23 protein-coding genes are annotated in these 22,862 nt (G+C 61.3%); 15 read left to right on the forward strand and 8 right to left on the reverse strand.

The genetic code is table 11. The annotated features are described in order from the left end of the window. Positions 1–3: 3 nt before the first annotated feature. Both B0E55_RS01065 and B0E55_RS01070 read left to right on the forward strand, forming a co-directional pair. Positions 4–756 carry an SDR family NAD(P)-dependent oxidoreductase gene (locus B0E55_RS01065; protein ID WP_080908918.1) on the forward strand — a complete coding sequence of 251 codons (753 nt, stop codon included), beginning with the start codon at positions 4–6 and terminating at the stop codon, positions 754–756. Next, positions 753–1,241 (forward strand): VOC family protein, encoded by a 489-nt coding sequence (locus B0E55_RS01070; protein WP_020906146.1) that lies wholly within the window; start codon positions 753–755, stop codon positions 1,239–1,241. Before B0E55_RS01065 ends, B0E55_RS01070 begins: the two co-directional genes overlap by 4 nt. Here the strand turns inward: B0E55_RS01070 and B0E55_RS01075 are convergent. Beyond that, positions 1,228–2,835 (reverse strand): FAD-dependent monooxygenase, encoded by a 1,608-nt coding sequence (locus B0E55_RS01075; protein WP_080908919.1) that lies wholly within the window; start codon positions 2,833–2,835, stop codon positions 1,228–1,230. The genes B0E55_RS01070 and B0E55_RS01075 overlap by 14 nt on opposite strands. Before the next feature lie 103 nt (positions 2,836–2,938). Between B0E55_RS01075 and B0E55_RS01080 the strand changes: the two genes are divergently transcribed. After that, a complete protein-coding gene (locus B0E55_RS01080) occupies positions 2,939–3,445 on the forward strand; it encodes an HIT family protein (RefSeq protein ID WP_230587419.1) in 507 nt (168 codons plus the stop codon). Between the two features lie 82 nt (positions 3,446–3,527). Here the strand turns inward: B0E55_RS01080 and B0E55_RS01085 are convergent, their stop codons facing one another. Further along, entirely contained in the window at positions 3,528–4,961 is a 1,434-nt protein-coding gene (locus B0E55_RS01085) for a DUF1254 domain-containing protein (RefSeq protein ID WP_020968429.1), read from the reverse strand. 318 nt (positions 4,962–5,279) lie between these two features. Here B0E55_RS01085 and B0E55_RS01090 point away from each other — a divergent pair, with 318 nt between their 5' ends. From B0E55_RS01090 to B0E55_RS01115, 6 genes are all read left to right on the forward strand, one after another. After that, entirely contained in the window at positions 5,280–6,455 is a 1,176-nt protein-coding gene (locus B0E55_RS01090; protein WP_029254461.1) for an alkane 1-monooxygenase, read from the forward strand. Next, positions 6,452–6,622, forward strand: a complete 171-nt coding sequence (locus tag B0E55_RS01095; protein WP_020906150.1) for a rubredoxin — start codon at positions 6,452–6,454, stop codon at positions 6,620–6,622. The genes B0E55_RS01090 and B0E55_RS01095 overlap by 4 nt, the downstream gene beginning before the upstream one ends. A gap of 30 nt (positions 6,623–6,652) precedes the next feature. Further along, on the forward strand, positions 6,653–6,844 hold the full coding sequence (locus B0E55_RS01100) for a rubredoxin (RefSeq protein ID WP_007734094.1): 192 nt from the start codon (positions 6,653–6,655) through the stop codon (positions 6,842–6,844). Next, complete coding sequence (locus B0E55_RS01105; RefSeq protein WP_029254462.1) at positions 6,844–8,100, forward strand: NAD(P)/FAD-dependent oxidoreductase; 1,257 nt, start codon at positions 6,844–6,846, stop codon at positions 8,098–8,100. The genes B0E55_RS01100 and B0E55_RS01105 overlap by 1 nt, the downstream gene beginning before the upstream one ends. Positions 8,101–8,170: 70 nt before the next feature. Next, positions 8,171–8,797, forward strand: coding sequence for a TetR/AcrR family transcriptional regulator (locus B0E55_RS01110; protein WP_020906152.1), 627 nt, complete (start codon positions 8,171–8,173; stop codon positions 8,795–8,797). Between the two features lie 194 nt (positions 8,798–8,991). Then, positions 8,992–9,825 carry a hypothetical protein gene (locus B0E55_RS01115; RefSeq protein ID WP_080908920.1) on the forward strand — a complete coding sequence of 278 codons (834 nt, stop codon included), beginning with the start codon at positions 8,992–8,994 and terminating at the stop codon, positions 9,823–9,825. A gap of 73 nt (positions 9,826–9,898) precedes the next feature. On the opposite strand, the gene B0E55_RS01120 is transcribed toward B0E55_RS01115, so the two are convergent. Next, positions 9,899–10,270: a hypothetical protein gene (locus tag B0E55_RS01120; RefSeq protein WP_007734099.1), complete on the reverse strand. Its 372-nt coding sequence runs from the start codon at positions 10,268–10,270 to the stop codon at positions 9,899–9,901. A gap of 2 nt (positions 10,271–10,272) precedes the next feature. After that, on the reverse strand, positions 10,273–11,433 hold the full coding sequence (locus tag B0E55_RS01125) for a Rieske 2Fe-2S domain-containing protein (protein ID WP_003945847.1): 1,161 nt from the start codon (positions 11,431–11,433) through the stop codon (positions 10,273–10,275). 195 nt (positions 11,434–11,628) lie between these two features. On the opposite strand from B0E55_RS01125, the gene hsaA reads away from it, so the two are divergent. From hsaA to hsaB, 4 genes are read left to right on the forward strand one after another with little or no spacing between them, the layout of a single operon-like run. Further along, a complete protein-coding gene (gene hsaA / locus B0E55_RS01130; protein WP_031332838.1) occupies positions 11,629–12,804 on the forward strand; it encodes a 3-hydroxy-9,10-secoandrosta-1,3,5(10)-triene-9,17-dione monooxygenase oxygenase subunit in 1,176 nt (391 codons plus the stop codon). A 10-nt stretch (positions 12,805–12,814) separates the two neighbouring features. After that, positions 12,815–13,693 carry a 4,5:9,10-diseco-3-hydroxy-5,9,17-trioxoandrosta-1(10),2-diene-4-oate hydrolase gene (gene hsaD / locus B0E55_RS01135; protein ID WP_080908921.1) on the forward strand — a complete coding sequence of 293 codons (879 nt, stop codon included), beginning with the start codon at positions 12,815–12,817 and terminating at the stop codon, positions 13,691–13,693. Beyond that, entirely contained in the window at positions 13,693–14,595 is a 903-nt protein-coding gene (gene hsaC / locus B0E55_RS01140; RefSeq protein ID WP_003945585.1) for an iron-dependent extradiol dioxygenase HsaC, read from the forward strand. The genes hsaD and hsaC overlap by 1 nt, the downstream gene beginning before the upstream one ends. Beyond that, complete coding sequence (gene hsaB, locus B0E55_RS01145) at positions 14,592–15,176, forward strand: 3-hydroxy-9,10-secoandrosta-1,3,5(10)-triene-9,17-dione monooxygenase reductase subunit (RefSeq protein WP_003945677.1); 585 nt, start codon at positions 14,592–14,594, stop codon at positions 15,174–15,176. Before hsaC ends, hsaB begins: the two co-directional genes overlap by 4 nt. A gap of 63 nt (positions 15,177–15,239) precedes the next feature. On the opposite strand, the gene B0E55_RS32100 is transcribed toward hsaB, so the two are convergent. Beyond that, entirely contained in the window at positions 15,240–16,064 is an 825-nt protein-coding gene (locus tag B0E55_RS32100) for an Abi-alpha family protein (RefSeq protein ID WP_019746907.1), read from the reverse strand. Positions 16,065–16,078: 14 nt separating this feature from the next. Continuing rightward, complete coding sequence (locus tag B0E55_RS01155) at positions 16,079–17,353, reverse strand: DUF445 domain-containing protein (protein WP_080908922.1); 1,275 nt, start codon at positions 17,351–17,353, stop codon at positions 16,079–16,081. A gap of 330 nt (positions 17,354–17,683) precedes the next feature. Between B0E55_RS01155 and thrS the strand changes: the two genes are divergently transcribed. Continuing rightward, on the forward strand, positions 17,684–18,904 hold the full coding sequence (gene thrS, locus B0E55_RS01160) for a threonine--tRNA ligase (protein ID WP_080908923.1): 1,221 nt from the start codon (positions 17,684–17,686) through the stop codon (positions 18,902–18,904). On the opposite strand, the gene B0E55_RS01165 is transcribed toward thrS, so the two are convergent. Beyond that, positions 18,901–19,347 (reverse strand): MarR family winged helix-turn-helix transcriptional regulator, encoded by a 447-nt coding sequence (locus tag B0E55_RS01165; protein WP_003945852.1) that lies wholly within the window; start codon positions 19,345–19,347, stop codon positions 18,901–18,903. The genes thrS and B0E55_RS01165 overlap by 4 nt on opposite strands. Positions 19,348–19,490: 143 nt before the next feature. On the opposite strand from B0E55_RS01165, the gene B0E55_RS01170 reads away from it, so the two are divergent. After that, positions 19,491–20,687 (forward strand): MFS transporter, encoded by a 1,197-nt coding sequence (locus B0E55_RS01170; protein WP_080908924.1) that lies wholly within the window; start codon positions 19,491–19,493, stop codon positions 20,685–20,687. A gap of 81 nt (positions 20,688–20,768) precedes the next feature. Here B0E55_RS01170 and B0E55_RS01175 read toward each other — a convergent pair whose 3' ends face one another. Beyond that, positions 20,769–22,823 carry a neutral/alkaline ceramidase gene (locus tag B0E55_RS01175; protein ID WP_080908925.1) on the reverse strand — a complete coding sequence of 685 codons (2,055 nt, stop codon included), beginning with the start codon at positions 22,821–22,823 and terminating at the stop codon, positions 20,769–20,771. Between the last annotated feature and the right edge of the window lie 39 nt (positions 22,824–22,862).

The following is a 22,862-nucleotide window of genomic DNA, read 5'->3' on the forward strand; positions in this document are numbered from 1 at the left end:
GCCATGGCAGACGTACTGGCCGGAAAAGTGGCCTTGGTGACCGGCGCGTCCTCAGGGTTGGGGCGCGCCGTCACCGAGATCCTCCACCGCAGGGGCGCAAAGGTTTTCGGTATCGCCCGTGACAAGGAAAAGCTGCGGCAGTCGATGGTCGAGGTGGTCGGCACGGACGGTGAGCGTCGTTACGCAGCGACGGACGTCTCGGATTCTGCTCAGTGTGATGTGGCCGTGCAAGCGTGTGTCGACGAACTCGGTGGTATCGACATCCTCGTCAACGTGGCGGGATCGCACTCGTTGCGCCACACGGCAGACATTGCGGATTCCGAATGGGCACATGACCTTGCGGTCAATCTGAACGGACCGTTCTTCCTTTCCCGAGCAGCACTGCCGCACTTGCTGGAACGGGGCGGCAACATCGTCAACGTCTCCTCGATCGCGGGGCTGGAAGGGCAGGCGTACTCGGCTGGATACTGCGCTGCCAAGCACGGACTCATCGGACTGACCCGAGCGATGGCGATGGAGTTCACCGGAAAATCTCTGCGTGTCAACGCAATCTGCCCCGGCGGCATGATGACTCCTCAAGTCACCGGATTCACCTTCCCCGACGGAGTCGACTTCGATCTCGTCATGAAGGTTGCGTCGCCGCGTGGCTTGATGGAAGCCGAGGACGTTGCGAAGATGGTGTCTTTCGTGGCCTCCGACGACGCCTCGGCGATACACGGGGCCGTCTACTCGGTCGACAACGGAAAAATGGCATGAACCCGTTGGTCTCGGGACCGATCTTCCAGATCTGCTGGGTGGTCGAGGACATCGAGGCTGCCGAACAGGAGTTCACTCGGCAGTGGGGAGTGGAGCGGTGGCTGCGTATGCCAGGCATCGTCTTTGGCCCCGAGACCACAACGTATCGCGGGGAGCCCGCGGACTATGTCGTGCACGTGTCGATCGGATATGCGGGCAGCCAACAGCTCGAGCTGATCCAACCAGTATCCGGACGCAACCTGTACACGGAATTCCTGGAGACTCACGGCGTCGGAGTTCATCACATGGCTTGGGTTCCAGACGATTACGAGGCGACGTTGCTAGAGGCCGAGCGTCGCGGAATGTCGGTGGTGCAACAAGGTCGGGTAGAGGGCGCCGGCATGGAGTTCTCCTACCTCGATGCCGGGCCATTGGGTGGATACGTCGAGTTGATGAAGCTCTCACCCGAGATCCGGTTGATGTTCGCTTCGCTCATTCCTGATTGACGGCAAACACTTTTGCGAAGTAGTCGGAAACGTTCTCCGGGTGACCACGGAATCCGAGGTAGCCGTCGGGGCGAATGACCAGCGCCGCCGTACCTTCCACCCCATACGCGGCGCATAGCTGCGAGTCGTTGTCCTCGATGATAGGCACCAACGAATCGACGGTCACGGTTCCCGGTGGCACTATCGCGTAGACGTCCAACATGCCGTGCGCTGATCGAATGGCGGCGTCGGCGACCTTCTCGAGGCTGTTGATGCTCTCTGCGGATCCGTCCGAAGTCAGCAGTAACGTGTGGTCGACTCCGGACAGCAAGTCGAACAACCGAATTGGATACTGCACACCGTCTCGGCGCATTCCGCGTGCATCGGGTGCACGCTCGCCCGGTTGAACGTGTGGACTCGAAGAATCACGCCCGGTGTTCAGCGGACTCTCCGAGTAGTCGATCAACAATTGAGCCTGGCGCCGCATTGCCGTGTCGATGGAAGACTCTCCCGAACCGATTCCTTCTCGAGCATTTCGGACGGTCATCCCGACGACTTCTTCACCGACCGGACGTCTTTCGACATCGTAGGTCCCGAGAAGATCTGTTGTTGCAACGCCTTTGACGGCGAGCGCTACCTTCCATGCGAGATTGTGGGCGTCCTGGATGCCGGTGTTCATGCCCTGCGCGCCAGTCGGGGGATGGATGTGCGCGGCGTCGCCGGCGACAAAAACCCGTCCGCGACCGTAAGCGTCGACGATGCGGTGGCTGATGCGGAAGACCGAGGACCATCGCAGCATCGAGGCGGTTGTCGGTTCTGGGGACAATCTGTCGATCACAGCCTGGATGTGATGGAGTTCAGGTGTCTTGCCGGTTGAAAAACCGTGTTGTACAGAGGCTTTGTTCGACGATTCGTCCGGCATCAAATCGTCCGGAACGAGCATCGACATGCGGTACCGCTTGTGTCCGGGAAGTGGGATGCAGACGAGTAGGTCGTCGGTGGTTCCGTCGTCGGTGGTGTGGTTGGCGCGGACGGAGTAGCCGCTGGGGATCGACCAGTCGACTTCGACGTCACCGAGCATGTAGCTTTCCGCAAACGCGCCGCCCTCGAAGCTCAGGCCAAGCCCTTTGCGGACCACGCTGTGAGCGCCGTCGGAACCCACCAGATACTGGACATTCACGGTGCTGCCGTCGCTGAGTGTGCAGGTGACGGCGCCGTCGGATTGTTCGAATGCGGTGAGACCGACTCCGCGTTCGACGGTTGTCCCCAGCTCGGCGAGGCGCTCGGTGAGGATGCGCTCCGTCGAGTACTGGGGGAGGCAGAGGAACCAGTAAGGAACGTCCTCGGGGAGGGTGAGGTCGACGCGGGCGACCTCGACGCCGTTCGTGTACATGATCTGACCGCGCATCAGTGTCGAGGCGTCGAGTGCCTGGCGGAGCACCCCCATGTTCTCGAAGAGCTCGAGAGTGCGTGGCTGAATCCCGACGGCTTTCGCGTATTGCCGCGGTTCGTCGAGGGGGTCGACTATTCGACAGGAGATGCCGCGTCTGCGCAGCTCGATCGCGGTGGTCAAACCGATCGGGCCGGCGCCCGCTACCAATACGTCGGTATCCATGAGGACCCACTCACGTCGGGGACAGTCGGTCATTTCAGTATGGGTAAGCGAACTTCTGTTTTGGGGAAATTGACCCTAATCGGACATTTTGGGGGTTTCCTGCATGGATCGAAGATCGTGGGAAGATCGCGAGGTGAGGGCAGACGAGTTGCATCATGAGCCGCCGGGGTACCGCTGCCCGTTCTGTCGCTACGCGCTCGGTGAGTTCGACGAGTACAACGCGTCGACCGACCTCGTCGCCCGAACCGACAATGTAATTGCTCGGATTTCCCCGAAGTGGTGGCCGGACAACCCTGGCCACGTACTTGTGTCACCGATCGAACACTTCGAGAATCTCTACACTTTGCCCACGAGCGTCGGGCACTCGGTGTTCGACCTGGTTCAGGCTGTGGCTGTTGCAATTCGTGAAGAATACGGCTGTGACGGTGTCTCGACCAGGCAGCACAACGAACCGGCGGGCAACCAGGACGTCTGGCACCACCACGTCCACGTATTTCCGCGCTACGAGGACGATCGCCTGTACTCCCGGCATGGCGAGGCTGCATACGTTTCACCCCAAGCGCGAGCGCCTTACGGCGCACTGCTGCGCGCTCGATTTTCTGAATGCTGAGCCAATACGCGCTCGGCCGAGTGCTGGGGCAGGCGGAGGAACCGGGTAGTGAATTCGCGAAATGGCCATTTCCGCGTGGGCGTCAGCGTATCGGCTCGAGATCACCTGGCGTCCATGTCTGGTCGAAGAATGGCTTGCCAGGGCCGTAGAGACGAAGGATCACGAAGTAGCCCTTTCCCGGCAGAGTTCGGAGCCAGTTCGTCTCGTCTGCAGCGTTCGGCTTGGTCGGCCCGAAGTAGATGTCGTGTGACCCGTCGGGGTTGATCGTTGGTTTGTCCATCGTGTTGACCGAGGGGAAGGGTTGTCCGTTGTCGAGGCCGGACGCGGTGACGCTGTCGTAGAGAGCAACTGACCAGAAAAGCGCCGCGGGCAAGTCCGGAGGTAGATGAAGTGAGTACGAGTTCCCCCCGTCCAACCAGTTTCCTTCGGAATCTTTCATAGTCGCCGGGTACTTTGCGCCCTTGTCGACGATGTTCACGACCATGCCAGGTGAGTTGGAGTACGCCGCAGTGAAGAACGCACCGCGCTGCTCGAGATTCGTGAATGTGCCGCTCGATTGGAACTCGGTATTCTCACCGGCAAAAGTGTTGACCCACGGTTGATTTGGATAGTAAGTGCCCCCCGGTTCGAGTGCCAGCAAGCTGGTCACTGTCACCTTGGACATCTTGAACGCTGTGCGAGCGGCCTTGTCGAGAAGTTCTCGGTCGTCAGGAGTGGGATCGAATGCTTTTCCCTTTTCGATTCCGAGTGTGTGGAGAAAGCCGCGCAGGTCAAGGTCATAGGGGTCGACGGCCTCACTCTGGATGAACCTGTCGAGCATCTCGAAGTAGGTGCCGTCCTGTGGAAAGAGCATGTTGCATTCCACCCCTGAAGCGCGTGGGAACTGCATGGGTAACGCGCCGTCCTTCTGTCCGAGGGGATATATGACGGTGCTCTCGATCCGGTTGACAGCGGGAGACAAATCGGCGGGATCGGCGAAGAACGCACGCCAGAAAAGGAATACGTTGTTGGTGCGTGAGCGGTAGATGTATCCCTCGGCCGGTTCCGGCCCGGAGTACCCGGGTGGCAACAGCACGTATGTCGCACCGGATCCGGCGTCGGGCCCCGCCAAGCCGACATCACCTTTCCAAGTGTGTCCCTCGATAGTGGGGCCGACGATGGGACGTTGCCAGAAGTCGTCGAAAATCCCCTGGACTCCCGCCGGGGCCTCGACGACCAAAGGGCCGTATTTGTCGAGATCGAGATATCCCATGGCATAAACGACGTCGAAGTTCGGGGTTGTCACGAGAGTCTTTGCATCGATTCGGTTTTGCCATATCGGGAGGACATTGTATCCGGCACCGAACGTCGATTCCGAACCCTCTTTCATCGCCCAGATGTTGATCGCCGGCAATGACCACAGATAGCTCTGTACGGCTCGTTGGAACACCAACTCGTTTCGCAACGAGATCGAAGTCTCGCGAGTCGGGAATCCGGTCTCGAACTTCGAGTCCGCCAAGTCGTCGTAGTGCCCCATCGTCGATCCTCTCGCTCGGTCGCGGCGTGGCAGTGCGCGCCGACTTCGACCACACAATCACGGTTGGAGCGCTGGGGGATCGCCCGTCAAGGATGAGAACTGCGCTCTGGCGAGCGGATCGACCGGGGATTCCGAAGTCGACACCTGGCCCTCCCAGAGCTTCCGGCGTGTACAAATCAGCATGTTTGTAAAATTTTTACCTTCAAAACCGTTGACAAAAGACCGCAATTTGTCCACTCTCTATACATAAATGTTGTTCGTGTCGCGGGTTGCCGCGCAGGACGCACTCACTGATCCGAACGAGAACTGGAGAATTCGATGGCGGCGTTGGTGTACACCGAGCCAGATGGTCGGCCCGCAACTTGGAGAGACCGGAAACGCTACTTATGGCTGTTGGCGCTGATTCCGTCATCGGCAACTTTCATCGCCGTGGGGCTTGTTACCGCCACCGGATGGAATGTCTTCTGGTGGACCGGCCCACTGATTGCGTTTGCTCTCATTCCCGTCATCGACATCCTTGCGGGTGAGGACGGGAAGAATCCGCCCGACGAGGTGATCGACGAACTCGAGAACGACCGCTTCTACCGGTGGTGCACCTACGCCTATCTGCCGCTGCAGTACACGGCCTTCTTCCTGTCCTGCTACATCTGGGCGCGTTGGGATTTGAGTGTTCTCTCCAATATCGGGCTCGCAGTGACGATCGGCGTGACGGCCGGAATCGGCATCAACACCGCCCACGAACTCGGGCACAAGAAGGAGAGCGTCGAGCGCTGGTTGTCCAAAATCGTTCTCGCACAGAGCGCTTACGGCCACTTCTACCTCGAGCACAACCGTGGCCACCATGTTCGAGTTTCGACTCCGGAAGATCCGGCTACCTCGCGCTTCGGTGAGACCCTCTACGGTTTCTGGCCGCGCAGCGTCGGCGGGGGATTGAAGTCGGCGTGGCATCTCGAGAAGACCCGTTTCGAGCGTTTGGGCACCACACACTGGAGCATCAAGAACGACGTGCTCAACGCCTGGCTCATGTCTGTAGTCCTGTTCGGTGTCGCGCTTGCAGTATTCGGGATCGGCATTGCGCCGTACCTCGTGATCCAGGCCTTCATCGGGTTCTCGTTACTCGAAGCGATCAACTACCTCGAGCACTACGGACTCCTACGTCAGAAAACCGCAAGCGGACGGTACGAGCGATGCACGCCGGCACACAGCTGGAACAGTGATCGCATCTGCACCAACGTCTTTCTCTACCACCTGCAGCGGCACAGCGATCATCATGCGAATCCGACACGTCGCTACCAGGCGCTTCGCAGTATGGAAGAGGCCCCTCAGCTCCCGAGCGGCTACGCCAGCATGATCATGCTCGCAACAGTCCCACCCCTGTGGCGCAAGGTGATGGACCACCGCGTTCTCGAGCACTACCGAGGCGACATCACCCAGGTCAACATCGCGCCGAAGAAGCGCGCCAAGATCCTCGCGGCCTACGGGGTGAATGCATGAACGCCTACATCTGCCCGATCTGCGACTACACGTACACCGAATCGACAGGCGCTGCGCGAGAGGGTTTTCCGCCAGGTACCGCGTGGTCGAGTATCCCGGACGACTGGTGCTGCCCCGACTGCGGCGTCCGCGAGAAGGTCGACTTCACGCTCGTCGCGCAATCCTGATCGAACTATTCACAGGCGAAAGGAAAACCGATGTCCGAGACTGCCACTGCTTACAAATTGTTCCGCTGCCTCCAGTGCGGGTTCGAATACGACGAAGCGATCGGCTGGCCCGACGACGGTATCGAGCCGGGCACTCGCTGGGACGAGATTCCCGAGGACTGGTCCTGCCCTGATTGTGGTGCTGCCAAAGTCGATTTCGAGATGGTCGAGGTGGACCGCTGATGACAGCGGTCAGTGAGCCCGACACCCGGACCGTGGTGATCGTGGGCACGGGCATCGCCGGTTCCGGTGCTGCGCAGGCCCTACGCAAGGAAGGGTTCGGCGGCAGCATCATCCTGATCGGCAGCGAAACGGAGGAGCCGTACCGACGTCCGGCACTGTCGAAGGAACTACTGTCCGGGAAAGCGTCGATCGATCGGGTTCGGTTGCGGCCGTCGACTTTCTGGAACGAGCAGGGTATCGACCTTCGGATCGGCGTGACTGTCACGAGAATCGACACAGATTCCCGCACCATACATTTAGCCGACGGTGACGGCGTCGACTACGACGTTCTGATTCTTGCCACGGGTGGACGGTCCCGACGGTTGACCGCGGAAGATTCCGAGCGCGTTCACTATCTTCGGGATATCGCAGACATGCGACGCTTGCAATCCCAGCTGATCGAAGGATCCTCGCTACTGGTGGTCGGCGGTGGCTTGATCGGATCGGAGGTGGCATCAACGGCACGTGACTTGGGTTGCAGTGTGCAGGTTCTCGAAGCGCAACCGCTGCCCCTGTCCAGGCTGCTTCCACCGTCGATAGCGGAGAAGATCGCCGCGCTGCACAACTTGGCCGGCGTCGCCTTGCAGACGGGGGTCGACCTCGAGACGCTGACGACAGGTGTCGACGGTGTCACCGCACGTGCGCGTGACGGGCGTGAGTGGACTGCGGACTTGGCCGTCGTCGCAATCGGATCCTTGCCCGATACCGATGTGGCTGCTGCTGCGGGTATTGCGGTGGACAACGGGATTTCGGTCGACCGATACCTCCGGACCTCCGTCATTGATGTGTACGCGATCGGCGATGTGGCCAACGTGCCCAACGGTTTTCTCGGCGGCATGCACCGTGGTGAGCACTGGAACACTGCGCAGGACCACGCAGTTGCAGTTGCCAAGACCATCGTCGGGAAGGAAGAACCCTTCGAATCCGTCCCATGGAGTTGGTCGAACCAATTCGGCCGCAACATTCAAGTAGCTGGTTGGCCAGGCGCGGACGACACCGTGATTGTTCGAGGAGACTTGGACTCCTATGACTTCACTGCGATCTGCATGCGCGACGGAAATATCGTCGGTGCTGTGAGCGTGGGCCGGCCGAAGGACATTCGCGCCGTCCGAACCCTTATCGAACGCTCCCCGGACATCAGCGTCGACGTACTCGCCGATTCGAACAGGGATCTGACCGAACTTGCGGCGGGTCTTGTCGCCTTACCGGTGCTCTGAGTTCGTGACTTCTGTTGCTTGCGTGTCCACCGTTTTGACACCGAGCACGGGCGATGGAAATCTTCCCGATATGTCCACCGCTCGTGCCCGTGTCCCGTACCACGAGGCAGCTCGTCAACTCCTCCGTGCGTCAGCGCTCGACGCCACACGCGAACTCTTGACCGAGAAATCGTGGAACGACATCACGATGGCGCATATCGCGGAAGCTGCGGGTATGAGCCGGCAGACGTTGTACAAGGAGTTCACGTCCCGGCAGGGATTGGCGTCCGGATACCTCATCCGTTTCGTCGACGAGTTCCTCGAAGAGGTGGAACGCGAAGTAGCGCTGCACCATTCGGACCCCCGGGGTGCGGTCTCGGCGGCCTTCCGTGCCTTCTTCGACGCCGGTGCCCGGGATCCGATGGTGGTCAGTATTGTCGGTCCTCGTCCGCAACATGACCTGCTGAGCCTGGTCACCACCGACGGGACTCCGCTGCTCGAACATGCGAGCGCGAGGTTGGCCGAGATCTTCATGACCAGTTGGGCGAACGTCGACCGCATCCATGCCGAGATGTTCGGCAGCACGATAGTGCGTCTGGCGATCAGTCACGTGACGTTGTCCTTCGGTACTCCAGATCAGATCGCCGAGAACCTGGGGGAGATGTTCGGGCCGTTCCTCGATCAGGTCATCGGTTCGGGCACAGTCGAACCGAACTGAGCCGACAGGATCGATACGGTTTCCGAGCTAGGACGGAAGTTCGATCGAGACTGATCGCCGTAGTTCTTTGGTGGGAAGTTTCGCCGATATGTGTGAATCCAAGTCCCGCTTCTCGGTAGCGTGCCGGACGTGCGTCGAGGTGCAGCCCGTGGGCGGCTCTCGTCAGATTCCGTCAACGGTGGAGGGTTTCGAAGATGAAGAGTCGCAATAAGTCTCGAGTGATGTCGACAGTTGCGCTAGTTGCAACATTTGTCATGGCCGGTGCAGGTGTGGCAATCGCCGACGAATCATCGTCAGGGTCTTCCGGCAGCGGATCGCTCGGTTCCTCCGGTGCGGCAGAGGTTGATCCGTTGACCTTCGACGGTTGGGGCACGTGCCCGATCGAGGATCTCGAGGTGACGACGTGCGCCAGCGTCGTAGTTCGCGGAGGGACCATGAAATTGGGCGCGCTTTCGGTGCCGATCCCGGACGGAAGTCTCAAGGTTGCGGGCGGCGTGAAATACGCGACCCAGCCGGACAACAGTTTCATCGAGACGTTCGTCGCCAAGCAGGACGGGTCCAACGGGGTCTATTCCAATCCAATTTCGGTACCCGGAGGTGCTCTCGGGATCGATACTCCGCTGGGACTGACTCAGATCAGCGCGACGGTGGAATCGGTGGGAGTCCCGGATCTGAAGGTTCTCGAGCAGGAACTCACCATGCCTGTTCGATTGAAACTGTCTAATCCGTTGCTCGGTGACGATTGCTACATCGGTTCGGTTTCGAATCCGATCAACCTTCACCTGACCACAACCGGAAACCCTCCGTCGGAACCTATCGGTGAGTTCCCCGGTGCAGTGTTCCCGGCAGTCCCACATTCGGATGCTGTGTTTGCGACGCCGGGAGCCAGCGGATGTGGACCGCTCGGTGCGCTCAACTGGGCGGTGAATCTACGCGGGGGACTGCCGGCGGCCAGCGGAAAGAACTCTCTCACCACGTCGAGCGACGTCTACGCGGTGGCTGCACGAAAGGTGCGACCGCCTGCCTGACGGACGCGCAGTCGCTGGAACGTAAAACGAGGGCCGACCCGTGGTGGGTCGGCCCTCGTTCTTCACAGTCAGGTCAGCTGACCTCGGGATCACGCACCGTGATGGTGCCGTCCCTTACTGCGTCGGCGATGCTGTCGTGCAGTTTCGGGCAGCCGTCCTTCAACGCCGTCGACTGCCCGGAAGCAATTGCCTCTTTGAAGGTGTGGCAACGCAGCGCCGGGTCGGAAGTCCACTGAACACTGGTGTGCTTGTACGTGTTCTTGCGAACAAGCACGCAGGCACCGCATGCCTTGCAGTCGACTTCCTGCAGACCCGAGTCGAGGTATTCGTGCTTGTCCTCGATCGTCTGGGCCGCGATCGCCTCGAGTCGTTCCGTCTGCCCGGCAAAGTCCGGTGCCTTGGCCCAACGAGCCCACCGTGCGTCGGTTCCGATCGAGGCGCTCACGATTAGACCTCTGCTTCCTTCTTTGCCGCTTCTGCTGCAGCTTCCTTCTCGGCCTTCTGGCGTGCGAGGTTTTCCTCGACCTCGGCGTGCCAGGCCTCGTTTGCCTTGGTGGTGTCCACCTCGAACTCGAAGCGCTGCGTCATCTTCTCGGTGACGTCGGCCTTGTCCACGTAGAACTGCTCGTACCAGCGTCGTAGCTGGTAGACGGGGCCGTCTTCTTCGCAGAGGAGGGGATTTTCGATCTTGGTCTTGTTCTTCCAGATCGCGACGTCCTGTAGGAAGCCTTCGCTGATGCCCTCGGTGAACTTGCCGGCCAACTTGTCGGCCATCTCGTCGGAGACACCCGTCGGCTTCTTGACCGTCACGCCCCACTGCAGCACGAACGAGTCCGGGCTGATCGGGTAGTGGCAGTTGATCAGAACACTCTCGACCTCGTATCCGCTGTAGCTGTTCCACAGGGGATTGACCATGTACGACGGTCCGTAATACGCAGCTTCGGAGCGAAGAAGCGTGTCGCCGCCGTACTGGGAGGCCATTCCGATGTCGGGACGGCCGGTGGTGTTGAGGTACTGAGTGGCGATCTCACCTTCGAAGACGTTCTTGAAGTACGTCGGGAAGGCGTAGTGGATGTAGTAGAAGTGCGCCATGTCGACCACGTTGTCGATGATCTCGCGGCAGTTGGACCCCTCGATGACCATGGAGTTCCAGGTCCAGTCGGTCCATTCGTCGCTGTACGCACCCTCGATACGAGGAATCACGATCTCCTCGGGCGGCGGATTGCCCTCGGGGTCGTTCCAGACGAAGAGCTGACCGTTCTGCTCGAGGGTCGTCCACGCGCGGGTGCGTGCGAGCGGAGGCACGCGGCGGGCATAAGGAATGCCGGTGCACTTTCCGTTGCCGCCCCAGCGCCAGTCGTGGAAGGGGCAGGCGATGGAATCGCCCTTGACCTCGCCTTGTGTGAGGTCACCGCCCATGTGACGGCAGTATCCGTCGAGAACTTTGATGTCGCCCTTGCTGTCGGCGAACACCACGAGCTTCGTACCGAAAGCCTCGATCGCGTGCGGTTTGCCGTCCTTGAAGGTCTTCAGTAGACCCAGGCAGTGCCAACCGCGGGCGAAACGAGTTTGCACCGTTCCGACGTCGATCTCGCGAATCTGCGCCATTGTGACCTCACATCCCTTCTAGCTGTTAGTAGAACACGTTATAGAACTCGATCCGGTTCCGCCAGATTTTGGGGGCACTTGTTACAGCATTGCGGCCACAAACGGGACCTTTGTCAGCGTCTCGACAGAAAAGAGAACGTGTTCTAGTCTCAAGTGTAAGTGAACCAACCGATCGAGGAAGACGGGAGCGTCGAAGTGGGTAACCATGACAGCCACGAGGTGATGCAGAGGCTCGACGCACTACTGCCGGCACTGCGCGAGCGCGCACAGGAGACCGAGGATCTGCGTCGTATCCCCGACGAGTCCATCAAGGGGCTCCAGGAAACGGGCTTCTTCCGCTTGCTGCAGCCGAAGCAGTGGGGCGGGTACGAAGCCGATCCGGTGCTGTTCTACTCCGCGGTCAAGAAGATCGCCAGCGCGTGCGGTTCCACAGGGTGGGTCTCCTCGATCATCGGCGTACACAACTGGCACCTCGCCCTCTTCTCTCAGCAGGCGCAGGAAGACGTGTGGGGCAACGACACTGACGTGCGCATCTCGTCCTCTTACGCTCCGATGGGTATGGGTGAAGTAGTCGAGGGCGGATACAAGGTCAACGGTGCGTGGGCGTGGTCCTCGGGTTGTGACCATGCCAGCTGGGCCGTTCTCGGTGGTCCGGTGTTCAAGGACGGCCGCGCAGTCGATTTCGTGAGCTACCTGATTCCTCGCGAGGACTACCAGATCGACGACGTGTGGAATGTGGTCGGCCTGCGTGGAACCGGCTCCAATACGGTTGTGGTCAAGGATGTTTTTGTTCCCAAGCATCGCGTTCTGAGCTTCCGGGCGATGAGCGAATTGACCGCCCCGGGCCTCGAGAAGAACACTGCACCGGTCTACAAGATGCCGTGGGGAACCATTCACCCCACCACGATCTCGGCGCCGATCGTCGGAATGGCTTACGGCGCTTACGAAGCGCACGTCGAGCATCAAGGCAAGCGTGTTCGTGCTGCGTTCGCCGGCGAGAAGTCGAAGGACGATCCGTTCGCCAAGGTGCGCATCGCCGAGGCGTCCAGTGACATCGACGCCGCGTGGCGTCAGCTCTCCGGCAACGTCGCCGACGAGTACGCGTTGATCCTTGCAGGCGAAGAGGTTCCGATGGAACTGCGGCTGCGCGCTCGACGCGACCAGGTGCGCGCCACTGGCCGTGCGATCGCCTCGATCGACAAGCTTTTCGAGAACTCTGGTGCCACCGCACTGCAGAACGGCACTCCGATTCAGCGTTTCTGGCGCGACGCCCACGCTGGTCGCGTCCACGCCGCGAACGATCCCGAACGCGCATACGTCATGTTCGGAACCGGCGAATTCGGTCTGCCGATCACCGACACGATGGTCTAGAGGAGGCTCAGTGACAACCACCGAAGAAGCTCTCACCTACGAGTCCACTTCGCGGTTCGCGCAAGTGCGCCCCGATCTGAAACTGCACTTCCACGAGGCGGGCGTCGGAAACGACAAGACCATCGTGCTGCTGCACGGCGGTGGCCCAGGCGCGTCGTCGTGGTCGAACTTCGCCCGCAACATTCCGGTGTTGGCGAAGAACTTTCACGTCATCGCCGTCGATCAGCCCGGTTACGGGCAGTCCGACAAGCCGACGGAGCATCCGCAGTACTTCGTGCACAGTGCGTCGGCGCTCAATGATCTTCTGGATACGCTCGAGATCACCGGTCGCGTTGATCTGCTGGGCAATTCGCTCGGTGGTGGCGCTGCTGTTCGCTTTGCACTCGACTACCCGGACCGTGCGGGTCGCCTCATTCTGATGGGCCCCGGCGGTCTCAGTGTCAACCTGTTTGCGCCGGACCCCACCGAGGGCGTCAAGAACCTCGGGAAGTTCAGCTACCAGCCCACGCGGGAGAACCTCGAAGCGTTCTTGCGGATCATGGTCTTCGATCAGAAGCTGATCACGCCGGAACTCGTCGACGAACGTTTTGCTGCCGCCAGCACTCCCGAGTCGCTGGCTGCGGCCAAGGCGATGGGTAAGTCCTTCTCCAGCGGTGACTTCGAGCTCGGCATGCTCTGGCGCGAGGCGTACAAGCTTCGTCAGCGCGTGTTGCTGATCTGGGGCCGTGAAGATCGGGTCAACCCCCTCGACGGCGCACTGGTTGCGCTCAAGATGATCCCGCGCGCGCAACTCCACGTCTTCGGCGGTTGCGGTCACTGGGCGCAGCTCGAGAAGTTCGACGAATTCAACCGGCTCGCAACCGACTTCCTGCTCGACGGAGGTAAATGATGGGTATTCGATCTCTGGCGTACATGCGCATCGGGGCCACCGACATGGCCGCGTGGCGCGAATACGGACTCAAGATCCTCGGAATGATCGAGGGCAAGGGCGTCGACGCGGAATCGCTGTATCTGCGTATGGACGACTTCCCGGCGCGTCTTGTCATCGTTCCGAACGACACGGACCGTCTGCTCGTCTCGGGCTGGGAAACCGCGAATGCGGCTGAGCTGCAGGATATCCGTGACAGGTTGTCGGCAGCCGGTGTTCCGTTCAAGGAAGGCACGGCGGAGCAGCTCAAGGACCGTCGCGTCGTCGAGATGATCGCGTTCGAGGACACCTCGGGCAACTCCCTCGAGGTGTTCCACGGAGCTGCTCTCGAACACCGCCGGATCGTGAGCCCGTACGGGCACAGGTTCGTGACGGGAGAGCAGGGCCTCGGCCACGTTGTGCTCACCACCGATGACGACGACGCTTCGCTGCGGTTCTACCGCGACGTACTCGGATTCAAGCTTCGCGACTCGATGCGTCTGCCTCCGCAGATGGTCGGCCGGCCCGCGGACGGCGACCCGGCGTGGCTGAGGTTCCTCGGCTGCAACCCGCGTCACCACAGCTTGGCGTTCCTGCCGTTGCCCAACCCGACGGGCATCGTGCACCTGATGCTCGAGGTGGAGAACTCCGACGACGTCGGACTGTGCCTCGACCGGGCGCTGCGCAAGAAGGTCAAGATGTCGGCGACTCTCGGTCGCCACGTCAACGACGAGATGCTCTCGTTCTACATGAAGACTCCGGGCGGGTTCGACATCGAATTCGGTTGTGAGGGGCTAGAGGTCGAGGACGAAAACTGGATTGCGAGGGAAAGCACGGCCGTGAGCCTGTGGGGTCACGACTTCACGGTGGGAATGAAGCCGTGAGTTCGCCCGACGCGTCGGTGAGTGCGGAACAGGCTATCGATCCACGCCAGTTCCGCACGGTTCTCGGGCAATTCTGCACGGGTATCACCATCATCACGACAGTCGACGACGGTGAGCCGGTCGGGTTCGCGTGTCAGTCTTTTGCCGCCCTGTCACTCGACCCGCCTTTGGTGTTGTTCTGCCCCACCAAGGGTTCTCGGTCGTGGGCGGCAATCGAGCGGACCGGGAAGTTCGCCGTCAACGTGTTGGCGGAGGAACAGCAGGCGGTGTGTGCTCGTTTCGGGTCGCGTGAGCCGGACAAGTTCGCGGGTATCGATTGGACGCCATCACCGTTGGGGTCACCGATCATCGACAAGTCGCTTGCCCACATCGACTGCACAGTGGAAACCGTCCACGACGGCGGTGATCACTACGTCGTCTTCGGACGGGTGTCGTCGATGAGTGAGATCAAGACCGAACGCCCGCTGCTCTTCTATCGCGGGCAGTACACGGGCATCGAGCCGGACAAGACTGTTCCGGCTACCTGGCGTGACGATCTGGAAGCGTTCCTGACGACCACGACAGAAGATACCTGGCTGTAGGGGCACCCCCGTGAGTGGTTAAGGAGTCCAGGGGCTCCTTAACCACTCACGGGGCCGGAGGCCCTACAGAGAAAAACAGGTATGACAGAAGTCGTCACCGAACGGCGTCAGCAGGATGCTACGACGCACTATCTTGTTCGATCGTCCGGCTCGCTTGACCGCCTCGATCACCGACGGCTGTACCTCGACCACCTGGTACCGGTCGGCCTCGACGGGCTCTCGTGAGAACGCCACCAAACCGAGCCGATGCAGGTTGTTCAGGTACGCGCTGATGCGGTCCAGATGGCGACATCCCGCCAGTTCTCCGATCATCGACAGACCCTCGTCGATCATCTCCGAGCCGACGCCGAACGGCCGCGCCGTACGTACGTCCACGCTCGGTTGCGCACCTGAAGTGGCCAGCAACCGAAGAATTCGAGCTTCGTCCGGCGCGATTTCGTCGAGGATCCGGTCGTAGGCCGGGTGCAGATCGTCGCGATCGGTCACGTCCGCGGAACGGTCCAGCAACCTGTCGCCGCGTGCCCGCAGCGCCGCGAGAGTGGCTTCGACACTCTGTTTGCGATTGGTTCGAGTTGCCATTGCTGCCCGTAGGTTTTCGGTCCGCGAGCCGTCTCCGTTGGAGTTCTCGGCCCGACGTTCGGATTGAACATTGGCCGATTCAGCGGCCTCTGCCGCGGCTTCGGCGGCAGCCTGAACGATCTGCCGCGTCGCCTCCTTCGCCGTTCCGAAAGCCCAACCCGTCAGCTTGATCGACGTGAGCGTCGTCGTGGCAGTCAGCCCGACAAGGCTGCGGATCAGACGCTTTTCCACGGATTCGACCGGCGCGATGTCCGCAGCCCAGTCGTACGATTCCGCTTCGACGATCAGGCGATGGTCGTGCTCACTCATACTCATACTCCGACTCATACTCCGAATATTGCGAGGTGCAGGAAACCGGCAAACGAGCCCAGCACGGCCCCATGTACGAACAACAGCCACTCGTCCTGTTTGACGGCTGAGCGTAGTAGTTCACTGAAATCTTCCGGTGAAAGGATGCTCATGCGTTCGGTGACGAAGACACGAATCTTCTCCGACTGGCTCTCGGCGAACTCCGCGTCCTCGAAGACCCTTGGGTACAGATCGAGCACTTCGGTGGTGGCCAGGCCGGGCAGACGCTTGTAGCTCTGCGAACCGACGGTCATCTTGACCACCGACTTTGCCCAGCCGGCGGCGTCGTCGACGGATTCGCGCAGTACCTGATCGAGCATCCGCCGCGTTCGGTCCGAGCGGGGACCTTCGAGGAGTTCGGTGCCGATGTTCTCGAGCGTCACGACGTGATCGGCCAGGGTTTTTGCGTACCCGGCGATGATCTCGGTGCGGCGTTTGAGGAAAAGTCCCTGCCGCCACGGCACCCAACGGCTGGGGGTGATCGGTTCGAAGATCATCGTGATTCCGAGGTAGTTCACGATGTACCCGATGATCACGCCCCCGACGGGAAGCACCCACCACTGCGGAACCAGATGGAGGATTCCGACGAGCACGAAGCCCATCGGGAACCCGAAGTAGAAGCCGAAGTTCTGCATGAACCTGAGCTCTTTGTTGCCCATCGTGCGGAAGATGTCGTTGAGCAGTTTGGGATGCGAGGAGAGGTAGCGGATCACCATCAGCTTCGCGTCGATGAACTCGTCGATGTCCTCTTCGATGCGGTCGGTGATCATGCGCACGCTGGCAGGCAGATCGTCCTCCACCTTGCGGAAGACGGCCTCCTTCACCGACGTCGGAAGGTTGTGCCAGAGCTGAGGATTCTCGGCCGTCATGATTCTGGTGACCACGCCGCGCACTTCACTGCGGGAGATGTTCACCAAGTGCTCGGCGATGCTGTCCGGGTCCAGGACGCGATAGAAATCGGCGATGCTGCCGACTTTCGCGAGGGATTTGTCGACGGCGATCGACGCCATCTTCTCCGCCCGCGAGGGGACGATGCCTTGCCAACCGAATCTGCCGTCGCTGGTGATCGCGGGGATCACCTGGACGCGTCGGGGGAGGAACGGGAAGAGCAGTTTGAGGCCGGGCACTTTGATCCCGTGGAAGTTGATCGGCGCAAACAGCATCAGGACGCCCGACCAATTGGTGATGTACCCGATGATTCCGGTGAACAAAGGAATGGTGATCAACTGTTCGAGCAAGTGGTCCGGCACCGTCGCACATCCTCCTCATATCCGAGAACCTCACGTTCGGACATGATTGCCGAAACTTCGCTCTTCGTGGGTGTTTCGTTGGCTACTGCTGCGCCTTCCCAGTTGCGTCAGCATAGAGGCCCGACAATTCGGGCTGTAGGTGGGTAGGAAGTTGATGTAACCTCACGTACATGGTCAGTATTGCGCACAACACGACGACGCCGGTTCTCTTCCGGCGCATCGTTTAGCAACTGCTGACCGAACCCTTTCAGCCCCGGGAGTTATCGCCCCGGGGCTTTCCTGTTTCGTCGCTCCGTGTGCGTCTCCCCTTGAACGATTTGGAGAGCTCTCATGAGCGTTGACCACCGCGAACTCGGACGCGACCTGGAGTTTTTCGCCACCACCCCCATAGTCGGAGCCGGCCTTCCGCTCTGGTTACCGGACGGCGCCGTCATCAGGAACGAACTCGAAAAGTTCGCCGCCGAACAAGCAGCGCGCTCCGGTTGTCAGGGTGTCTATACCCCGGTTATGGCGAAGAAAGAGTTGTACGAGAGATCTGGTCATTGGTCCAAGTTCTCGGAAGACATGTTCCCTGAAATGAAGATAGGCGGAGAGTCATTTCTCCTTCGTCCGGCTAACTGTCCTCATCACGCTCAGGTATTCGCCGCTCGCGGTCGTAGTTATCGCGAGCTACCTTTCCGCGTTCGTGAACTCGGCCCGATGTTCCGTAGCGAACTCTCCGGAGTTCTCAGCGGATTGAGTCGAGTCCGACAGATCAATCTCGACGACGCACATGTCTTCTGTAGTCGTGAACAAGTGCAAGCGGAAGTGATCGTCGCGCTCGACGCGATCGAGCGCTGCTACTCGACTCTGGGGATTGCCGAACGGGGGTACCGACTCTCGATCAGAGGGGGAGAGGGGCAGTACCTCGGCACCGACGAGCAGTGGGTGGACGCCGAGGATCACCTTCGCGGGGCGCTGAACGCACGCTCGATCGAGTACGTGGAAGCGAAGGGGGAGGCAGCGTTCTACGGTCCCAAGATCGACGTCCAGGTGCGAGACGCGCACGGCCGCGAGGAAACACTCTCGACCGTGCAACTCGACTTCAATCAACCGGAGCGGTTCGACCTCGAGTACACCGCTGAGGACGGATCCAAGGCTCGCCCCGTCATGATCCATCGGGGCTTGCTCGGGTCGATGGAACGCATGACTGCGCTTTTGATCGAAAGGTTCGAAGGGCGGATGCCGCCGTGGCTGGCACCCAACCAAGTCTCGATTCTGCCCGTCGGCGACCGGCACCAGGTTGAGGCCGAGCGTTTGCGGGCCGATCTCGAGGCTCGCGATGTTCGAGTGGCGATCGCGCCTGACGGATCGTTGGGACGTCGCATCCGCGAGGCACGCACTCACCGTGACCCGTACATCGCGGTGATCGGGGACAACGAGGTGCACGGCGGCACCGCCGACGTTCTGGTCCCTGCGCGTGGTGGGCGGGCGGTCGTCGATGCGAGTGTGTTTGTCGCTCAGGTGGTCTCGGGCATCGAGGAGCGTGCCCTGCTTCCGGCAGACTTCTAGCCGACGGGTAGTTCGTGGAGCGCGCGCACCAGTGGCGCGAGTTCGGGTGTTTTGCATGCCTCGTCGAGTGCGGCCTCGAGGGTGGCGTCGTGCGTCGGCCGTGCGCTTTCGAGAAGCTCGCGGCCGGCCGGCGTCAGTTCGGTGTAGATGCCTCGGCGGTCGTCGGCGCACAGGATGCGCGTCAGTAGTCCTCGATCTTCGAGTCGATTGACCAAGCGCGTCGTGGCGCTGCTGCTCAGTGCGGCAGCGCGAGCCAACTGGGCCATCCGCATGTGCCAGCCGTCCTGGCGGCTCAAAGCGTCGAGCACGGTGTATTCGACGACGGACAGTTTGTGCTCACGCTGGAGCGCGCGTTCCAGTTCGGTGTCGAGGGCGCCGTGCAGTGCTGCGAGCGTGCGCCACCCTTGCGAACGGATTTCGACTGCGTCGTCGGCGATCCCCATGTGATTCTCCTTGTCCGTTTCCTGCGACTCCAGGCTACCAGCTTGCGCATGTAGCGCGCGCGTGCAACTATTTATAGCGCGCCTGCAACTACTGCACACGCCCGCTAACGGCTTACGCGTAAATCTGTGAAAGGAACATCGAGATGCCATTGGGTCTCATTGCCCTCGCTATGGGCGGGTTCGGGATCGGCCTCACCGAATTTGTCATCATGGGCCTCCTGCCCGAGGTCTCGGCTGATTTCGAGGTCACCGAGTCCGTCGCGGGCTACCTGATCTCGGGCTACGCACTGTCGGTGGCGATCGGCGCGATCCTCCTGACCGCTGCCGTCACCCGCTTCGAGCGCAAGAAGGTCCTTCTCTCGCTCATGGTGCTGTTCATCATCGGCAACCTGATGTCCGCGCTCGCGCCCTCCTACGAGGTCATGATGGGCGGACGCATCGTCGCGGCACTGTGCCACGGTGCGTTCTTCGGGATCGGTTCGGTGGTTGCCGCCGACATGGTCGCGCCCAACAAGCGTGCCGGCGCCATCGCGATGATGTTCGCGGGCCTGACCATCGCCAACGTTCTCGGCGTTCCGTTCGGCACTCTGCTGGGCCAGCAACTCGGATGGCGCTCGACGTTCTGGGCCATCACCGTCATCGGCGTCATCGCGCTCATCGGAATTGCAGCACTCGTCCCGACGACGCCCGCCAGCACGACCGGCGGCGGATTGCGCGGAGAGTTGGGGGCATTCCGCAACAAGCAGGTATGGCTCTCGATCGCCATCACCATCCTCGGCTACGGCGGAATGTTCGGAGCCTTCACCTACATCGCCTTCACCCTCACCGAGGTCACAGGCTTCGCGACGTCCAGCGTTCCGTGGCTGCTCATCCTCTTCGGCTCGGGCCTGTTCGTCGGTAACTTCCTCGGTGCCAAGGCGGCCGACCGCTCGCTGACGAAGGCGCTGGTCTGGATTCTCGCGATCCTGATCGTCGTTCTGATCGTGTTCGCCGCCACCGCCGAGAGCAAGGTCATGACCGTGATCTCGCTGTTCTTCATGGGCGCCTTCGGTTTTGCGACGGTTCCAGGTCTGCAGATGCGGATCATGAACTACGCGTCGGCCGCACCGACCATGGCGTCGGGTGCAAATATTGCCGCCTTCAACGTCGGCAACGCGCTCGGGGCATGGTTGGGCGGAATCACCATCGCCGCGGGACTCGGCTTCACCTCCCAGATCTGGATGGGGGCGGCGGTCACCGTCGCAGGTCTGCTGGTCCTGATCGTCGCGGCGAAGATCGACCGCCCGGCAGCGTCAGAGCAGTCGACGTCGAGCACCTCGCTGCACCCGACCGCCGCCTGAACGTGGCCATTGCGCTCTGATCCCATCGCGTGAACGTATCGCTCCCCTTGTCCAACAAGGGGAGCGATACGTTCACGCGGGTCAGGTGAGGCGGAATTCGGCGGTCACCCCGGAGAACGGCGAAATCGCGCCGCTACCCCGAGCCTTCGACGCACCGAAGTGTTGGACTCGATACGTACCCGCCGGAGTATCGGCCGGAACATCCCACGTGATGCGAACGACGGAACCGTTGCTCCCGACCCGGCGCCAGTGCAGTTTGGTGGACCAGTCGTTGTCGTCGGCAACACGCGTCCAGGATCCGCCGGTATTGCGCTGGATCTCGTAGAAGGTCCCGTTTCGGTGAGTGTCGTTCTTGGGGTGGCCGGTGACGAACTCGACGGCAACCTGCGCACCCGGTGAGCTGTCGCCGGGCTGGACGGTCGCATCGCCGAATTGTGTTCCCGGCAAGGGCTCGTCGAAGTCGACGCCAGGTCCGAAGCTGGGTTGGAACCCGGACAGGTCGGCCGGCGCGGGGCCGCGAGGAGGTTCGGTGCCGTCGCGCATCGCGGCTGCGAGGGTGGCGTACCCCTGTTGATAGGCCGGCAGTGTGTAACGGCCGAACATCGTCGAGCCGCCCTCGTACTGCTGCGAATCGTATTCCTGTGGCGTGGTGCAGTAGCTCGAGTACGAGTTCGCGTAGCCCTGGAAGATGACGTTCTCGAGCGGAACTCCAAGCTCCTCGGCGACGGTTCGACGCACTCGTAATCCGGAGACGATGGTGAATTCCGCAGGGCCACCGACGATGTAGAACTGGCCGATCCGCAGGATCTGGATCTTCAGTACGTTCGGCACCCATCCGCCCGGTGGCAACAGGCCGACCGGAACGACTACGAGCTTGGGGGCCTGTGCATCCTGAAGCCATTGAGGCACAGGAGCATCCATGCCGCCCAAGGCGTCGATCATGGGGTTTCGGGTGCCCTCGGGGAAGATCGGAATTGCAGGCCCGTCCTCGACGCTTCCGGCGCTCATTGCCGCACCGATCGCTGCCGGTGCAGTGCGGTGCTCGCGCCCGTCCGGGGTGAATCTTCCGCTCACCACCTGATTTGCCATGTCCAGGTACATGATCCGACTGTCGACACCACCAGTGACGGTTTCGGAGGCCGAGCCGAAGGCAGTTTGAGCCGCCGCAACCTGGCGCAGCCCGATGATGCGTGCATTCTCGAATTCGTCCTCGGTCGGTCCGCGTCCGGGCTCGAGGAAGAGGTTCGGTGACATGTCGCCGCTGTTGGTCTGCGGAAAAGCGGCAATGAAGCTGGTGTCGCCGTCGAGGTAACGCACACCCCGGTCGTCGTGCTCCCAGAAGTACGCCGCGGCGCCCTTGTTGTCCCCGGAGATGAGATGGTTCTCGTTCGTGAGCGAGGCGCAGTGGGTGGCGAACCAGTTGATCGCCCCGATGTCCTTGCTGCCCCGACTGACCCGCATGACACGCATGTGGTGATCGTTGCCACCGGGGTAGTAGGCCTTGTCCTCTTCGGGATTGAGGTCGAACGCCACTCGCGATCGATTGACGCTGGCATCGGTGAGATCGGACCGCCCGAAACGGACGGAGCCCGGCGCCAGGTTCTCGTGGGCAGCGCTGATCGCCTCGACCATGCCGTTGACCTCGGCTTCGAACACCTGCAATTCGAAGCCGAGAACTGCGAGGTTGTACGCGTAGTTGTGCGAGGCCCCACCACATGCCGCGTGTGAATGGATGGCCGTCAACATGACGTTGCGTTCGGTGTAGATGTCGCCGAATTTCCCAGCCAGCCGGCGTAGGACCTCGTCGTGAACGGACTGGAAGATCATGCAGTTGTCGACGCACACGTAGGCGACCCGTGACCCGCCGGACTCGAAGACGAAGGCGCGTGCGCGCATTCGCTGGTGCAGGCCTTCGGCGCGTTGGTCGAAGCTCGAGTAGCCCATCATGCCGACCTCGGCGACCGGTCCGGTCACATCGGAGATCCCGACGCCCACCTGCAACGACGACGACTTGTCGGTACGTGCGGGTGAAACGGTGCGTGCCGGCGAAGCTGCGACGGCCTGGTTCGTCGACAGAGCGGCGAGCGCAGGTGCGGCGGCAGCGCCTGCCAGTACGGTGCGTCGGGTGATCTGCACGAGTGTCCTTTCGGGCGGTCTGACGCGAGTTGGTCAACC

It is taken from the genome of Rhodococcus sp. 66b (assembly GCF_002076325.1).
GTDB classification, from domain to species: Bacteria; Actinomycetota; Actinomycetes; order Mycobacteriales; family Mycobacteriaceae; genus Rhodococcus_F; species Rhodococcus_F erythropolis.

Bases quoted from the DNA above. Each gene is read 5' to 3' on its own strand.
- B0E55_RS01065 (WP_080908918.1), top strand. From the start codon at position 4: ATGGCAGACGTACTGGCCGGAAAAGTGGCCTTGGTGACCGGCGCGTCC.
- B0E55_RS01070 (WP_020906146.1), top strand. From the start codon at position 753: ATGAACCCGTTGGTCTCGGGACCGATCTTCCAGATCTGCTGGGTGGTC.
- B0E55_RS01075 (WP_080908919.1), bottom strand. From the start codon at position 2,835: ATGGATACCGACGTATTGGTAGCGGGCGCCGGCCCGATCGGTTTGACC.
- B0E55_RS01080 (WP_230587419.1), top strand. From the start codon at position 2,939: ATGGATCGAAGATCGTGGGAAGATCGCGAGGTGAGGGCAGACGAGTTG.
- B0E55_RS01085 (WP_020968429.1), bottom strand. From the start codon at position 4,961: ATGGGGCACTACGACGACTTGGCGGACTCGAAGTTCGAGACCGGATTC.
- B0E55_RS01090 (WP_029254461.1), top strand. From the start codon at position 5,280: ATGGCGGCGTTGGTGTACACCGAGCCAGATGGTCGGCCCGCAACTTGG.
- B0E55_RS01095 (WP_020906150.1), top strand. From the start codon at position 6,452: ATGAACGCCTACATCTGCCCGATCTGCGACTACACGTACACCGAATCG.
- B0E55_RS01100 (WP_007734094.1), top strand. From the start codon at position 6,653: ATGTCCGAGACTGCCACTGCTTACAAATTGTTCCGCTGCCTCCAGTGC.
- B0E55_RS01105 (WP_029254462.1), top strand. From the start codon at position 6,844: ATGACAGCGGTCAGTGAGCCCGACACCCGGACCGTGGTGATCGTGGGC.
- B0E55_RS01110 (WP_020906152.1), top strand. From the start codon at position 8,171: ATGTCCACCGCTCGTGCCCGTGTCCCGTACCACGAGGCAGCTCGTCAA.
- B0E55_RS01115 (WP_080908920.1), top strand. From the start codon at position 8,992: ATGAAGAGTCGCAATAAGTCTCGAGTGATGTCGACAGTTGCGCTAGTT.
- B0E55_RS01125 (WP_003945847.1), bottom strand. From the start codon at position 11,433: ATGGCGCAGATTCGCGAGATCGACGTCGGAACGGTGCAAACTCGTTTC.
- hsaC (WP_003945585.1), top strand. From the start codon at position 13,693: ATGGGTATTCGATCTCTGGCGTACATGCGCATCGGGGCCACCGACATG.
- B0E55_RS32100 (WP_019746907.1), bottom strand. From the start codon at position 16,064: ATGAGTGAGCACGACCATCGCCTGATCGTCGAAGCGGAATCGTACGAC.
- thrS (WP_080908923.1), top strand. From the start codon at position 17,684: ATGAGCGTTGACCACCGCGAACTCGGACGCGACCTGGAGTTTTTCGCC.
- B0E55_RS01165 (WP_003945852.1), bottom strand. From the start codon at position 19,347: ATGGGGATCGCCGACGACGCAGTCGAAATCCGTTCGCAAGGGTGGCGC.
- B0E55_RS01170 (WP_080908924.1), top strand. From the start codon at position 19,491: ATGCCATTGGGTCTCATTGCCCTCGCTATGGGCGGGTTCGGGATCGGC.